The 13,209-nt window shown below is 71.7% G+C and carries 12 protein-coding genes; 8 read left to right on the top strand and 4 right to left on the bottom strand.

Going from position 1 to position 13,209, the window contains the following annotated elements:
• Window positions 1-76: 76 nt before the first annotated feature.
• Window positions 77-481, top strand: coding sequence for a hypothetical protein (locus AMK29_RS17360; protein ID WP_073813709.1), 405 nt, complete (start codon window positions 77-79; stop codon window positions 479-481).
• A gap of 128 nt (window positions 482-609) precedes the next feature.
• Window positions 610-2,118, top strand: coding sequence for a right-handed parallel beta-helix repeat-containing protein (locus AMK29_RS17355; protein WP_107422610.1), 1,509 nt, complete (start codon window positions 610-612; stop codon window positions 2,116-2,118).
• A gap of 55 nt (window positions 2,119-2,173) precedes the next feature.
• On the opposite strand, the gene AMK29_RS17350 is transcribed toward AMK29_RS17355, so the two are convergent.
• On the bottom strand, window positions 2,174-2,662 hold the full coding sequence (locus AMK29_RS17350) for a carboxymuconolactone decarboxylase family protein (protein ID WP_107422609.1): 489 nt from the start codon (window positions 2,660-2,662) through the stop codon (window positions 2,174-2,176).
• Window positions 2,663-2,952: 290 nt separating this feature from the next.
• Here AMK29_RS17350 and AMK29_RS17345 point away from each other — a divergent pair, with 290 nt between their 5' ends.
• The 3 genes from AMK29_RS17345 (at window position 2,953) to AMK29_RS17335 (ending at window position 6,896) form a co-directional block, all read left to right on the top strand.
• Window positions 2,953-4,548 carry a hypothetical protein gene (locus AMK29_RS17345; RefSeq protein WP_073813708.1) on the top strand — a complete coding sequence of 532 codons (1,596 nt, stop codon included), beginning with the start codon at window positions 2,953-2,955 and terminating at the stop codon, window positions 4,546-4,548.
• A gap of 127 nt (window positions 4,549-4,675) precedes the next feature.
• Complete coding sequence (locus AMK29_RS17340; RefSeq protein WP_073813707.1) at window positions 4,676-5,095, top strand: VOC family protein; 420 nt, start codon at window positions 4,676-4,678, stop codon at window positions 5,093-5,095.
• A 226-nt stretch (window positions 5,096-5,321) separates the two neighbouring features.
• A complete protein-coding gene (locus AMK29_RS17335; RefSeq protein WP_073813705.1) occupies window positions 5,322-6,896 on the top strand; it encodes a carbohydrate-binding protein in 1,575 nt (524 codons plus the stop codon).
• Window positions 6,897-6,969: 73 nt separating this feature from the next.
• Here AMK29_RS17335 and AMK29_RS17330 read toward each other — a convergent pair whose 3' ends face one another.
• A complete protein-coding gene (locus AMK29_RS17330) occupies window positions 6,970-7,452 on the bottom strand; it encodes an MSMEG_6728 family protein (RefSeq protein ID WP_073813704.1) in 483 nt (160 codons plus the stop codon).
• Between the two features lie 252 nt (window positions 7,453-7,704).
• Between AMK29_RS17330 and AMK29_RS17325 the strand changes: the two genes are divergently transcribed.
• The 3 genes from AMK29_RS17325 (at window position 7,705) to AMK29_RS17315 (ending at window position 10,304) form a co-directional block, all read left to right on the top strand.
• The gene (locus tag AMK29_RS17325; protein ID WP_241845424.1) at window positions 7,705-8,088 is read left to right on the top strand and encodes a hypothetical protein; all 384 of its coding nucleotides are present in this window, start codon (window positions 7,705-7,707) and stop codon (window positions 8,086-8,088) included.
• Window positions 8,089-8,176: 88 nt separating this feature from the next.
• Window positions 8,177-8,758 (top strand): carbonic anhydrase, encoded by a 582-nt coding sequence (locus AMK29_RS17320; protein WP_073813701.1) that lies wholly within the window; start codon window positions 8,177-8,179, stop codon window positions 8,756-8,758.
• A gap of 10 nt (window positions 8,759-8,768) precedes the next feature.
• A complete protein-coding gene (locus tag AMK29_RS17315; RefSeq protein ID WP_079196921.1) occupies window positions 8,769-10,304 on the top strand; it encodes a SulP family inorganic anion transporter in 1,536 nt (511 codons plus the stop codon).
• A 112-nt stretch (window positions 10,305-10,416) separates the two neighbouring features.
• Here AMK29_RS17315 and AMK29_RS17310 read toward each other — a convergent pair whose 3' ends face one another.
• Both AMK29_RS17310 and AMK29_RS17305 read right to left on the bottom strand, forming a co-directional pair.
• A complete protein-coding gene (locus tag AMK29_RS17310; protein ID WP_073813906.1) occupies window positions 10,417-11,622 on the bottom strand; it encodes a vWA domain-containing protein in 1,206 nt (401 codons plus the stop codon).
• 155 nt (window positions 11,623-11,777) lie between these two features.
• Window positions 11,778-13,118, bottom strand: a complete 1,341-nt coding sequence (locus AMK29_RS17305) for an AAA family ATPase (RefSeq protein WP_073813700.1) — start codon at window positions 13,116-13,118, stop codon at window positions 11,778-11,780.
• Window positions 13,119-13,209 lie beyond the last annotated feature (91 nt).

Here is a 13,209-nt window from a genome sequence, read left to right as displayed (position 1 = left end):
ACTTCACGGACCCACATCGTCGGTTCATCGAGACACTATCGATCCACTGCCGCGAGGCTGACGAGGGGACCACATCATGGCCGTACAGACGACGGCGGTTCGGGGCGGATTCACGTTCCCGCAGATCGCGATCGCCCTGCAGACCCTGGCCCTGGCCTTCCAGGCGGCCACCGCCGGGCTGCTGCTGTCCTCGGCCGCCGGCGCGGTCCTGCACGACGTCGGATCGCGCGTGATGTACGGGGCGTCGATGCTGTACGTGCTCGCCGCGGTCCTGGCGTGGCGGCCGGGCGGCGGGTCACCCCGGCCCATCCTGTACGCGTCGGGCTTCCTCGTGCTCGCTTCGGCGCAGGTGGTGCTGGGCGTCGCGCACATTCCGTCGCTCCATGTCCCGCTGGGCGTCCTGATGTTCACCCTGAGCGTCCTGGCGCTCGTCCGGGCCGTGCCCTTCCGCCCGTCGAAGCGCTCCGGCGCCTCGGCCTGACCACCGCACCCGCCGTTCCGCCGCTCCACACTCTGATCGAAATTCGATCAATCGACGGAACTTCATTGACTCGATGATCGACCGCACATAGCTTCTGGCGGCACCAGCCCCCAGAAAGGTGTCGCGCCATGACCATCGGAGTCCTTCCCGGGCGGCAGGCGATGGCCCGCGGGCTCATCGCCGCCGCCCTCGCGCTGACCGGCACCGTCGCCGTCACCGACGCGCCCGCCTCGGCCGCGGGGACCACCGTCCACGTCGACTGCTCCCGGCCGACAGCGGGTGACGGCAGCCTCGCCGCGCCGCTCAACAGCATCAGCCAGGCCAACGCGCGGACCTACTCCCCCGGTGACACCCTCGCGTTCGCTGCGGGCACGACCTGCACCGGCTCCCTCGCCCCCAAGGGCAGCGGCACCGCCTCCGCCCCGATCAGCCTCACGCGTTACGGGGTCGGCGCCCTGCCCGTGATCGACGGCGGCGGAGCCCCGAGCGCCGTCTCCCTCACCGATCAGGACCACTGGCGCATCAGCGACCTCAAGGTGACCAACCCCGCCGCGTCCTTGGCCCGGCGCGCGGGGCTGCGGATCTCGGCCACCGACGGGACGGCGCACCGCGGTTTCGACATCGGACATCTCGTCATCGACCGCGTCGCCGGTCAGACGAACAAGAACAGCCCGACCACCGAGGACTTCGTCCAGTCCGCCGGCATCGTGACGGGTGCGAGCGGGGCGAACTCCACCCTCAACGACGTCCACGTCCACCACAACCAGATCAGCAACACGGGTGGCGGCGGTCTGAAGATCCGTGTGGGCGCCATGGCGGTCAAGGGTTCCGGGGTGCTGATCGAGCACAACGTCATCAAGGACGTGGGAGGCGACGGCATCATCGCGAGCTACGCCGACGCCCCCATGATCCAGTACAACAACGCCTCCGGTGTCGGCAACGGCACGTACCCCTTCTCCGGGGGCAACTTCGCCGGCATCTGGGTGCTCGGCGACCACGATCCGACGATCCAGAAGAACGCCGTGTACGGGATCACCCGGATGTCCGTGGCCGACAGCCAGGCGTTCGACTGCGACTGGGGGAACACGGGCACCTGCACGATCCAGTACAACTTCAGCCGCGACAACATCGGCGGCTTCTTCCTCGACTGCGACGGGTGCGGCACCATCGGCGGCGCCAAGCAGGTCGTCCGCTACAACATCTCCGAGAACGACTGCCGGATGAGCAGTGTCAGCGCCGGCCGTTCCGCGCTGCACATGTACAACAACGTCTTCTACTGCACGGACCGGAAGTTCGACGTCACGCTGCCCGACGAGAGCGTCGTCGAGAACAACATCTGGGTGGGCACCAGCGACTCCCGGCTGCCCGTGGGACCCGGGATCTCCTGGCTGTGGAACGTCTTCCAGGGGGTGCCCCGGCCCACCGCGAACGGCATCGTCGGCGACCCGCGCTTCGTGAACCCCGGCGCCGGCGGCGACACGATCCACTCCGTCGACGGCTACCGTCTGCGGTCCACCTCCCCCGCCCTGAACAACGGCTCCGTCATCGGCGGCAACGGAGGCCGCGACTACTGGGCGAACCCCGTGTCCGCGACGACGAAGCCCCACCGCGGCGCGTACAACGGCCCGGGACTGTAGGGACGGGGGGTGCGCGGCCGGCCGCGCGGGGGACCGCACGGCCGGCCGGGCCGGTTCAGTCCCACTGCTCGTCGCCGAGGGAGGTCACCGGCTGCGGCTTGCCGATGACGGCGAGGGCGATGAAGAAGCTGATCTGACCGATCGCGACGGTGAGGGTGGCCAGCGCCTTGTCGTCGTAGTGCTCGGCCACCTCGGCGTACAGCTCGTCGGTGACCCGCTCCCGGCCGTGCGGGGCCGGCTGGAGCGTGGCCTCCACCAGGGCGAGGGCGGCGCGCTCGGCGTCGGTGAAGTACGGGGCGTCCTGCCAGGAGGAGACGGCGGTGATGCGCTCCTCGGACTCGCCGGCCTTGCGCAGGAACGCGGTGTTCAGGATGGTCAGGTAGGTGTTGTGGACGATCTGACCCGCGCGCAGGTGGACGAGGTTCATCGTGGTGCGCGGCACCGAGCGGTTGCCGGTGGCCCGGAAGAGGGCGGCGCTGATGTCGGCCAGCTCGGGGACGAACACGCCGGGGTCGGGCATGCGGGAGATCGAGGGGTTCGTCATGACTGCTCTCCTGGGGTGATGCCGCGTCGGCTTGTCCCGCCGCGCGGTTCCGGGTCGCCGTGGCCGGCGTCTTCACAGCACTGACGGAGGGACACCCGACGGTGTGACAGCATCCGCGAACATTTCTTCACGGCCTACGCCCGAACCGGTTGATATGCCCCCTACTCGCACTTAACCGCACCTTGTGCGCCTCCCGTTGCCGACCAGGCGATCAGGTTTGCTTTTCGCTCTGGCGTTCTGGAACCCTCCGTTCGACTTATCTGACACCTCAGCAACGGAGACCACCCCACATGCCCCCAAGGCGCACCCACCGCGCTTGGCTCACGGCGGCTGCCGCGGCCTCGCTCGCGTTCACCGGCCTCACGGCGCCGGCCCAGGCGGAGGACGTCACCCCGAGCGTTCCGGAGACCTGGATCCAGGAGCCCCGTACCGCCGAGAGCACCACCTCGCCGCTCACCACCCGAGCCTGGACCGCGCCCGGCGGCGCCGCCTCGCCCGGCGACTTCACGATGGCGCCCGGCGCGCTGAACGCCGAGACCACCACCCGGGTCGCCCGACTGGACTCGGTGCTGCCCAAGTCCGGCGTGCAGAACCTGCTGGCCGGCGCGAACCGCACCGTCGAGCCGTGGTGCTCCCGTGACTCGTTCGGCACCGCCCCGAACCCCGACATCAAGTACTGCCTGCAGAGCGACGACTCCGTCTCGCGCGAGTGGGTCCCGCAGGGCATCACCGGCGTCTCCGACGCCAAGGACAACGAGCTGTGGGGCGACGCCGGGAACATCCAGCTGTTCGCCTCGTACGACGGCTGGGACCCGGGCCGGGAGACGGACCCGAACCCGGCGACCGGCGACTGCACCACCGCCGAGCTGGAGGCGAACGACGCCTGCAACCAGAAGGGCGTCCGCATCACCTTCGTCCAGAGCCGGACCAACCCGGCCACCGGCAGCCCCGAGGTCAAGTACCGGCACGTGCTGCTGGGCTGGACGTACGTGAACTCCGCCGACCACGTCTCCTTCGACGGACTGCACGCCGCCGAGTACCCGATCCAGAAGGGCGTCCACGCCGGCGGGATCGTCTGGTACGGGAACTACCTCTACGTCGCGGACACCCGCAACGGCCTGCGCGTCTTCGACATGCGCTACATCATGGACCTGGACCCGGACGGCGACCCCACCACGCACGACGTGATGGGGACCGACACCGACGGCGTGAAGACCACCTCCAACGTCGAGGTCAAGACGAAGGTCGGCCGGCACGACAACGTCTGGTACAGCTTCGGCTACCGCTATGTGATGCCGCAGGTCGCCGCGTGGAAGTTCAAGGCGACCCAGAGCAACCCCAAGGGTTCGTACGCCTGTGTCTCCACCGGCGCCCCGAAGGCCTCCTACATCTCGCTGGACCGCAGCACCACCCCCGACCGCCTGCTCATGGGCGAGTACTGCCGGCCGGAGAGTGGCTACCCGTCGACCGGCCGCATCGCGTCGTTCCCGGTCGCGGCCCTGGAGGGTCGCTCGGCCGACGTGACCGCGGAGGGCTGGGCCAACTACCTGCCCCTGGCCAACGGTGGCGCCCAGGGCGCGGCGTCGCACGAGGGCACGCTGTACGTGAACGAGTCGAAGGGCACGGACGAGCCGGGCAACCTCTGGCGCTACACGTGGAACAACGGCTCGCTGGTCCAGGACGGCCAGGTCGTCAAGACCGCCCGCGGGCCCGAGGACCTCTACATCGAGCGCGGTACGGGCCGCCTCTGGTCGCTCTCCGAGCATCGCCCGGGGGCGGCCGCCGACTGCACGGCGAACCGGGACACCGCCGATCCGGTGGGCACGGACTACTGCCAGCGGGTGCTCTACGGGCACAAGCTGAGCTGGCTCGACGGCCAGCCGTAGCCGGGGAGGGGCGCTCCCTTCCGCCGGCCGGTCGACTTACGGCGGCCGGCCGGGGAGCCGCCCCGCCCTCAAGCACCCTCTCGCCTACGCTGCCCGGACCTGACACTCCGTCACGATGGGAAGCCTCATGCCCTCTCGCCTCAATCCGTACATCAGCTACGACGGGGACGCCCGGCGCGCCATGGAGTTCTACAAGGACGTCTTCGGCGGCACCCTGGCGCTGCACACCTTCGGCGAGTCCGGCGGCGTGGAGGCCGGTGACGCCGCCGCCGACAAGATCATGCACGCCATGCTCGAGACCGACAGCGGCTTCACGCTCATGGCCGGCGACGTCCCGCCCGGGATGGAGCACCGCCCCGGCAACGACATCGCCGTGAGCCTGAGCGGCGAGGACGCCGCCGAACTGCGTGGCTACTGGGACAGGCTCTCCGCCGACGGCACGGTCTCGGTGCCGCTGGAGAAGCAGATGTGGGGCGACATCTTCGGCATGTGCACGGACCGCTTCGGCATCACCTGGATGGTCAACATCAGCGAGCGGGACGCCTGACCGGAGGGGCGCCTCAGGCACGGCGGGACTCGGCCCCGGACCTCGGAGAAGGTCCGGGGCCGAGTGCTGCCACGCCGAGCTTCAACACCCACACATGTTCAGTCATCTGAACAAAAGTCAGCTGCATGACCATTGACGCCTCCACGAGGGCACCCCTAGCGTCCCTGGAAAGCGCTTTCTAATCCAGTCCCCGGAACGACATCCCTCCCCCTCCTGGAGACCCCAGATGCACCTGCGATCCGTCACAGCCTGCGTCACCCTGGTGGCGGGCACGCTCGCCGCCCTGTCCCTGAGTCCGGCGCACGCCGCCTCCTCCCTGTACGAGGCCGAGGCCTCCCCCGCCGTCTGCACCGGCACCATCGACTCCGACTGGGCCGGGTACACCGGCAGCGGCTTCTGCAACGGCACCAACGCCACCGGCGCCTACGCGCAGTTCACCGTGAACGCCCCCGCCGCCGGGACGGCGACGCTGGCCGTCCGGTTCGCCAACGGCACCACCACCGCACGTCCGACCGGTCTCGTCGTCAACGGGACCACCGTGCAGACACCCACCTTCGAAGCCACGGGCGCCTGGTCGACCTGGGTCACCAAGACCCTCACCGTGACCCTGAACGCCGGCAGCAACACCATCCGGCTCAACCCCACCGCGTCCGGGGGCCTGCCCAACATCGACTCCCTGAACGTCACGACGGCCGACGGCACGCCGCCGCCGGCGGGCGGCGCGCTGTACGTCGCCCCCAACGGCACGGACAGCGCGTCCGGTACGCAGTCCGACCCCACGACGCTCACCTCCGCGATCAGCCGCGTCGCGGCCGGCGGGACGATCTACCTCCGGGGCGGCACGTACCGCCACTCCACGACGATCACGGTGCCGCCCGGCAACAACGGCACGGCGAGCGCGCGGAAGAAGCTCTACGCCTACCCGGGCGAGACCCCGGTGCTGAACTTCTCGGCCATGACCGAGGACCCGGCCAACCGCGGCCTGGCCCTCAACGGCTCGTACTGGCACGTCAACGGCGTCGTCGTCGAACGGGCCGGTGACAACGGGATCTTCGTCGGCGGCAGCGACAACGTCATCGAGCGCACGGTGACCCGCTTCAACCGCGACACCGGGCTCCAGCTCTCCCGCATCGCCTCCACCACGCCCCGCGAGCAGTGGCCCTCGAACAACCTCGTCCTGAGCGCGGAGTCGCACGACAACGCCGACTCGGACGGAGAGGACGCCGACGGCTTCGCCGCGAAGCTCACCGTCGGCGGCGGCAACGTCTTCCGCTACGCCGTGGCCCACCACAACATCGACGACGGCTGGGACCTGTACACCAAGACCGACACCGGCCCGATCGGGGTGGTGACGATCGAGGACTCCCTCGCCTACGACAACGGCACCCTCAGCGACGGATCCCAGGCCGGCGCCGGCGACCGCAACGGCTTCAAGCTCGGCGGCGAGGACATCGGCGTCGACCACGTGGTCCGGCGCACGATCGCCTTCCACAACGGCAAGCACGGGTTCACGTACAACAGCAACCCGGGCAGGATGACGATCACCGGCAACATCAGCGTCGACAACGCCCAGCGGAACTTCTCGTTCGACGCGGGTACGTCGGTGTTCCGGAGCAACACCTCCTGCCGCTCCGGCAGCGGGACGAACGACCGGACCATCGGTGACGTCGACACCTCGAACCAGTTCTGGTCCGGTGCGAACGGCAGCCGCTGCTCCTCGTACGCCGGAGCCCTGAGCTGGTCCTACGCCTCGGACGGCCGCCTCGTCACGGCCTTCGGCGGGCGGCCGGTCACCTGGTGAGCCGATAGCGACAGTCACCTCGCCGGCCTCGGCTCTTCTCGCCGGGGCCGGCCTCGTCGTTCCCGGGCGCGGCTCAGCCGGGGGCCACCTCCGGGTCGCGGTCGGACGGGGGCCAGACGTAGGGCAGGTCGTCCGGCACCCCGGGGAAACGGTCCCGGTAGAACTCCGGGTCCTTCCGCACCAGAGCCGACTGGTGGCTCCGGTGAAACGCGGGGTCGCCGATCCAGGGCGGTACCTCACCGCCTCGGGCGAGCTGCCGCTGGGAGCGCACGACCGCCTCGGGACGCAGGGCCCGGAAGTCGTCGACCAGGGTCACCGCACACGTGTCGGCGCGGCCCTCGCTCGTCCAGACCCGGCACATGTCCAACCCGTACCGCACGAGCGCCTCCTCGTAGCCGGTCCACATCCGGACCGCCGGGTGTCTGCGCCAGCCGTATCCGGGGACGGTCAGCCCACGGAACACCTGCAACGCCTCGACCCGCTGTTTGCCGAGCCGTCGGGGGTCCAGCGCCCTGGCCGACTCCGTGAAGTCCGGAAACGGAAGAAAAGTCTGCATACGGCCTCCCTACCCGCACTCCGCGCCGACGTCCCCGTCCCGACCGCGCGCATACACGGTCGACGTCGCCCCTTCAAGAGCCGATGCGCGTCAACATAACGCAGATTTTCGGGCTCGCTCCCACCCGTAACGTTCGGTTAACCCTGCAAACGCCTTTGCCGAGTTATGGTCGTTCTTGACTGACCGTTGACCAGCCGTTGGTTTCCCTTAGACATTGCGAACTCCCCTGGACGGAGGCATATGCGGCGAGCCGTGACAGCCTGGACCGCGGTGGCGATCCTCGCCCCGGTCCTGGCCGCCCTCCAGCTCCTCACCTCCCTCCCCTCCTTCGCATCTGCACACACAGCTCGTCATGTCGTGGCCAAGGCTCCCTTCGGAACGAAGCCCTCCGGGGCGGTGGCGTACGACGAGACCGTCGTCTGCCGCGACGCCGAGGCACCGGGCGACCCGACCGGCCCCCTGCGCACCCGCGACCGGCAGCGCACCACCGACAACCCTCCGGCGTCCGAGCGGCCGATACCGCCCCGCCGCGCCGCGGCCGCGCCCCGACCGGGCACACCCGGTTCCGCGGAGCGCCACCCGGCGAGATCGTCGGGAGCCCGCTCCCTCACCGCACTTCAGGTGTTCCGCTGCTGACCGGCGGAGCCGCCCCCGCCCCACCCCACACACCTGACCCGAAGACCCGACGCGTCCCCCATGACGCGCCAGGAGGAGCCACCACGCCATGCAACCCCTCATCGACAACGCCCGGACGTTCGGACAGCGCCCTGAGGAGTTCGCCCGGCTGGCCGAAGGCCAGTCCCCCGAGGTCCTGTTCATCACCTGCGCCGACTCGCGGGTCGTACCCGCCCTGATCACAGGCGCCCGGCCCGGCCAGCTGTTCGAGCTGCGTACGGCGGGCAACATCGTCCCGCCCTACGCCTCCGGCACCCCCACCGGCGAGGCCGCCACCATCGAGTACGCCGTCGAGGTACTCGGCGTCGAGCACATCGTGGTCTGCGGCCACTCGCACTGCGGCGCCGTGGGTGCGGTGGTGCGCGGCGACGACCTGGACGCCGTCCCCGCGGTGCGTGACTGGCTCGCGCACGCCGCCGAGGAGCCCAAGTGCGCGGACCCGGCCGACCCGACCGTGTCCGAGGCCGTGCAGCACCACGTCCTGACGCAGCTGCTGCGGCTGCGTTCCTACCCCTGCGTCGGCACGCGGCTGGCGTCGGGGCGGCTCAGCCTCCACGGCTGGTACTACGAGGTGCACACCGGAGCCGTACGCGAGCACCGCGCGGACACCGACTCCTTCGAAGCGCTGTGAGGGCGGAGCCATGAACCGCTTCCCCTTCTTACGACAGGACTTCACCGCCTCGCTCGTGGTGTTCCTCGTCGCTCTCCCCCTGTGCGTGGGCGTCGCCGTCGCCTCCGGCGTCCCGGCCGAACTGGGACTGGTCACCGGCATCGTGGGCGGCATCGTCACCGGTCTGATGCGCGGCAGCAGCCTGCAGGTGTCCGGGCCGGCCGCCGGCCTGACCGTGCTGGTGTTCGAGGCCGTCAGCGAGTTCGGGCTATCCGTGCTCGGTGTGATCGTGCTGGCCACGGGGCTGATCCAGCTCGCCATGGGCGCCCTGCGGCTGGGGCGCTGGTTCCGGGCGATCTCCGTCTCCGTCGTCGAGGGCATGCTGGCCGGTATCGGACTGGTGATCATCGCCGGTCAGCTGTACGCAGCGGCCGGCCTGAAGGCCCCCGCCTCCGGCACCGACAAGATCCTGGGGCTGCCCGGAGCCGCCGCCGACGCGTTCGGCAGCACCGGGGCCCTGGCCTCGCTCGCTGTCGGCGCGGGCACCATAGCCGTACTGGTGCTGTGGAAGAAGCTGCCGAAGAAGGCCCGGACGGTGCCGGGCGCACTGGCCGCGGTGCTCCTGGCCACGGTGGTCACCCAGGCGTTCGGCCTGCCGGTGGCCAGTGTCGAGGTCAACGGTCTGCTCGGCTCCGTCCAGCTGCCCGGCGCCGAGGCCTTCGGCGCCCTGGCCGACCCGGCGGTGATCGGCACGATCATCGCCTTCGCCCTGATCGCCTCCGCCGAGAGCCTGTTCAGCGCCGCCGCGGTGGACCGGCTGCACGACGGTCCGCGCACCCGGTACGACCAGGAGCTCATGGCGCAGGGCGCGGGCAACACGGTCTGCGGTGTGCTCGGGGCCCTGCCGATGACCGCGGTCATCGTGCGGAGCTCCGCCAACGTGGCCGCGGGCGCCAGGACCAAGGCGTCCCGGGTGCTGCACGGCGTGTGGCTGCTGCTGTTCGCGGCGCTGCTGCCGGGGGCGCTGGCGCTGATCCCGCTGCCCGCGCTCGCCGGCGTCCTGGTCCACGCGGGCTGGAAGCTGATCCCCTTCCGCGGTGTCGTGTCGCTGTGGCGGGGGCACCGGGGCGAGGCGCTGATCCTGGTGGTCACCGCGGCGGCGATCGTCACGGTGAACATGTTCGAGGGCGTGCTGATCGGACTGGCCCTGTCCGTGGTCAAGACCGCCTGGGAGACGTCGCACATCAAGCTGGAGGTCATAGACAAGGGAGCGGGCCCGATCCAGGCGTACCTGTCGGGCAACGCGACCTTCCTGCGGCTGCCGAAGATACTCGACAGCCTGGAGGCGCTCCCCCAGGATCGGCCGGTCGTGGTCGACCTGTCCGGTCTGCACCACCTCGACCACGCCTGCCGCACGGCCCTGGAGGCCTGGGCCGAGCGGCACAGCGTCGCCGGGACGGAACCCGTGAAGGTCACCGACCCCACGAAGGCCGCCGGTTCCGGGGAGGCCGCCGGGGCCGGGAAGGAGCAGGAGCCCGTGAAGGCCGCCTCCAACGAGTCGGCCTGACGGTCCACCGGAAGCCCTGAGGATCACCGGACCGTCATGGCCCGCCCGGAGGCGCGGCCCACGCGCCTCCGGCCGGGTCGGACGCCGTGACCCGCCCTTCGGCGGTCACGGCTCAGGCGAGGGTGACGACACGTGCCCAGGCGGGCGGTGTGTCGGGGACGTGGTCGGGGTCCTCCTCGTCCATCCCACCGACCGGGCGGGGGAACAGCCCGACGACGGTGCGGCAGGGCGGCTGCGCGGAGGGCCAGGGCGTCTGACCGTCCGTGAGGACGACGATGACATCCGGGCGCGGCCGGGTGCGGAGCGCCCGCGTGAAGCCCGAGCGCAGGTCCGTCCCGCCACCGCCGACCAGCGGGATGTTCTCCGCGCGGCAGAGCGGCACCGCGACACCGGCCGCCGCGTCGCAGGAGATCACCGAGACCAGGTCGCGCCGCCCGCCCACCGCCCGTGAGATCGCCGCCACCTCCAGGAGCGCGCTGCCCAGTTCGGCGTCACTGACCGAGCCGGAGGTGTCGATGACCACGCACACCCTCGGAGGCATGCGGCGCAGGCTCGGCAGCACCACCCGCGGGACACTGGCGGAGCGGCGGGAGGGGCGCCGGTAGCTGTGGTTCTCCCCCACTCCCGGCGCTCCCGCCGCCGAGCGGATCGCGGCCCCCAGCAGGCGTCGCCACGGCTGCGGCGGGTGGAACGCCTCCTCCGCCCAGCGGCGCCACCCGTCCGGCGCGTCGCCGGGCCGGCCCTTGATGCCCTCCGCGACCCGGAAGCGCACCGCGTCCCGCTGCTGTCGGCTCAGCGCGTGCGCTCCGTCGGGACCCAGCTCCCACGGCCGCTCGTGGCCGTCCGCGCCGCTGCCGCAGTCCAGCCAGGCCAGGTCGGTGGCGAGCCCGGACATCGACGCCCGCCGAAGGTACTCCTCCATCAGCAGCCCGTCGGGCAGCCGCAGCATGGAGGGCAGGACCGCCCCGGCCGGCCGGGGCAGACCGTCGCCGTAGATGTCGTCGTTGATCTCGAAGTCGGCGGCGATGTTCCGTCGCAGCCGTTCCCCCGGCCCGTGCTCGCCGTGCTCCTTCGCGTACCGCTCGCCCCGGCCGTGGTGGTCCCGGAGCAGGTGGGAGACCTCGTGCACCCAGACGCCCGCCAGCTCCTCCACCGGAGTGGACGCGACGAAGCCCGGGGAGACGTAGCAGCGCCAGTACGCGTCCACCGCCATCGTCGGCACCGACCGGTCCTCCACCACGTGCAGTGCGAAGAGGGCGCCCGCGAGATAGGGGCGTACCTTCACCGCGTGCAGGCGCGCCGCCAGCAACTTGTCCATGTCCAGCGGGAGTCTGGGCCGGCCGGACGAGCCGACGGAGCCGGGCGGCGGAGGGACGGTGGCCCGCACCGGGCGGGGCGGCGGGGGCGGGGCCATCGGGCGGGGCAGCGGGAGCGGGCCTTTCCGGTACGGCGCCGAGGGCCGCGCGGCGGCGGTCATCGGCGCGCTCCCGTCCGCCGCGCGGCGTCGGCCGCGGCGGCGACACGTTCCACCGACCGGTCCGCGCGCCGGGCGAGTCCGACCACCCCGGCCAGCCGTTCCACGGTCTCCGGGATCTCCCAGTCGTCGCGGCGCACCGCGGCGAGCGCGGTCGCCGGGACCACGAGCAGGTCCGGGGTGCCGGTCTCCAGGGCCCGGACCAGTACGGCCCAGGCCGCCTCCCACCGCGCTCGCTCCGGGCGCGCGCCGACGGCGGCCACCACCGCCTCCAGCGCCGCCTGGCGCAGATCGCCGCGCTCGGGCAGTTCGGCGGCGGCGGGATCGGCCAGCAGCGCCTCGGGGTCGGGCAGGTCCATGCGGTCGAGATGGGCGAGGAGTTCGAGTCCCGGGCCGTCCCCCACCGCTCCTCGCACCAGCAGCGCCAGCACCTCCCGAGAGACGGAGGCCGCCGTCCCGAAGGCCAGCAGGGTCAACGCGGCCTCCCAGCTCCGGGGCGAGGGCCAGGCGCTCCCGCGGCGTGTCTCGGTGGTCGGCAGTCGGTGGATCAGCGTCGGCCGGGCCCGCAGGAAGCCGCAGACCGCGCGACGGGCGAAGGCCACCGCTTCCGGCAGCCGTTCCGGGGCCAGCCGGGGCAGCTCCGCCCGCGGCCAGACCCCGCCCAGTCCGCGCACCACCACCTCGCGGTCGTGCACCCAGTGCAGATGCACGAACCGGTTGGCCAGCGGGGGGCTCAGCTCCCATCCGTCCGCCGCCGACCGGGGCGGGTTGGCGGCGGCCACGATCCTCACACCGGGCGGAAGTTGCAGCGCGCCGACCCTGCGCTCCAGGACGACCCGGAGGAGCGCGGCCTGCACGGCGGGGGTGGCGGTGGAGAGCTCGTCCAGGAAGAGCAGGCCCCGCCCGGCGCGTACGAGTTCCACGGCCCACTGCGGCGGCGCCATCGGTACCCCCTGGACCGCGGGGTCCTCGCCCACGATCGGCAGTCCGGAGAAGTCGGACGGCTCGTGGACGCTGGCGATGACGGTCGTCAGCGGCAGGTCGAGGGAGGTGGCGAGCTGGGTCAGGGCGGCGGTCTTGCCGATGCCCGGTTCGCCCCAGAGCAGGACGGGCAGGTCGGCGGCGACGGCCAGGGTGAGCGCTTCGAGCTGTTCGTCGGGGCGCGGTTCGGTCGTCGTCGTGCGCAGGAGCCCGAGGAGGTCGTCGGCCAGGGCGAGGCGGGCGCCGGTGCCGGCGTCGGCGTCGGCGTCGGGCGCGTCGGCCGCGGTGGCTGATGCGGGAGCGGCGGCCGCCGGGACGGGAACACGGGCGGGGGTGGGCATGAGGGTGCTGGACGTCATGAGGCATCACCTGAGGGGAGGAAGGGAACGGGGCGGTCGCCCGTCCCGGAGGTCGTGGAGTGGGAAGCGGGGTGACGAGAGCGCTCGACAC

Source organism: Streptomyces sp. CB02261 (assembly GCF_001905665.1).
GTDB lineage: Bacteria > Actinomycetota > Actinomycetes > Streptomycetales > Streptomycetaceae > Streptomyces.
This window is presented reverse-complemented; position numbering and strand designations above follow the sequence as displayed.

Coding starts and splice junctions, on each gene's coding strand:
- AMK29_RS17360 (WP_073813709.1), top strand. CDS start 77: ATGGCCGTACAGACGACGGCGGTTCGGGGCGGATTCACGTTCCCGCAG.
- AMK29_RS17355 (WP_107422610.1), top strand. CDS start 610: ATGACCATCGGAGTCCTTCCCGGGCGGCAGGCGATGGCCCGCGGGCTC.
- AMK29_RS17350 (WP_107422609.1), bottom strand. CDS start 2,662: ATGACGAACCCCTCGATCTCCCGCATGCCCGACCCCGGCGTGTTCGTC.
- AMK29_RS17345 (WP_073813708.1), top strand. CDS start 2,953: ATGCCCCCAAGGCGCACCCACCGCGCTTGGCTCACGGCGGCTGCCGCG.
- AMK29_RS17340 (WP_073813707.1), top strand. CDS start 4,676: ATGCCCTCTCGCCTCAATCCGTACATCAGCTACGACGGGGACGCCCGG.
- AMK29_RS17335 (WP_073813705.1), top strand. CDS start 5,322: ATGCACCTGCGATCCGTCACAGCCTGCGTCACCCTGGTGGCGGGCACG.
- AMK29_RS17330 (WP_073813704.1), bottom strand. CDS start 7,452: ATGCAGACTTTTCTTCCGTTTCCGGACTTCACGGAGTCGGCCAGGGCG.
- AMK29_RS17320 (WP_073813701.1), top strand. CDS start 8,177: ATGCAACCCCTCATCGACAACGCCCGGACGTTCGGACAGCGCCCTGAG.
- AMK29_RS17315 (WP_079196921.1), top strand. CDS start 8,769: ATGAACCGCTTCCCCTTCTTACGACAGGACTTCACCGCCTCGCTCGTG.
- AMK29_RS17310 (WP_073813906.1), bottom strand. CDS start 11,622: ATGGACAAGTTGCTGGCGGCGCGCCTGCACGCGGTGAAGGTACGCCCC.
- AMK29_RS17305 (WP_073813700.1), bottom strand. CDS start 13,118: ATGACGTCCAGCACCCTCATGCCCACCCCCGCCCGTGTTCCCGTCCCG.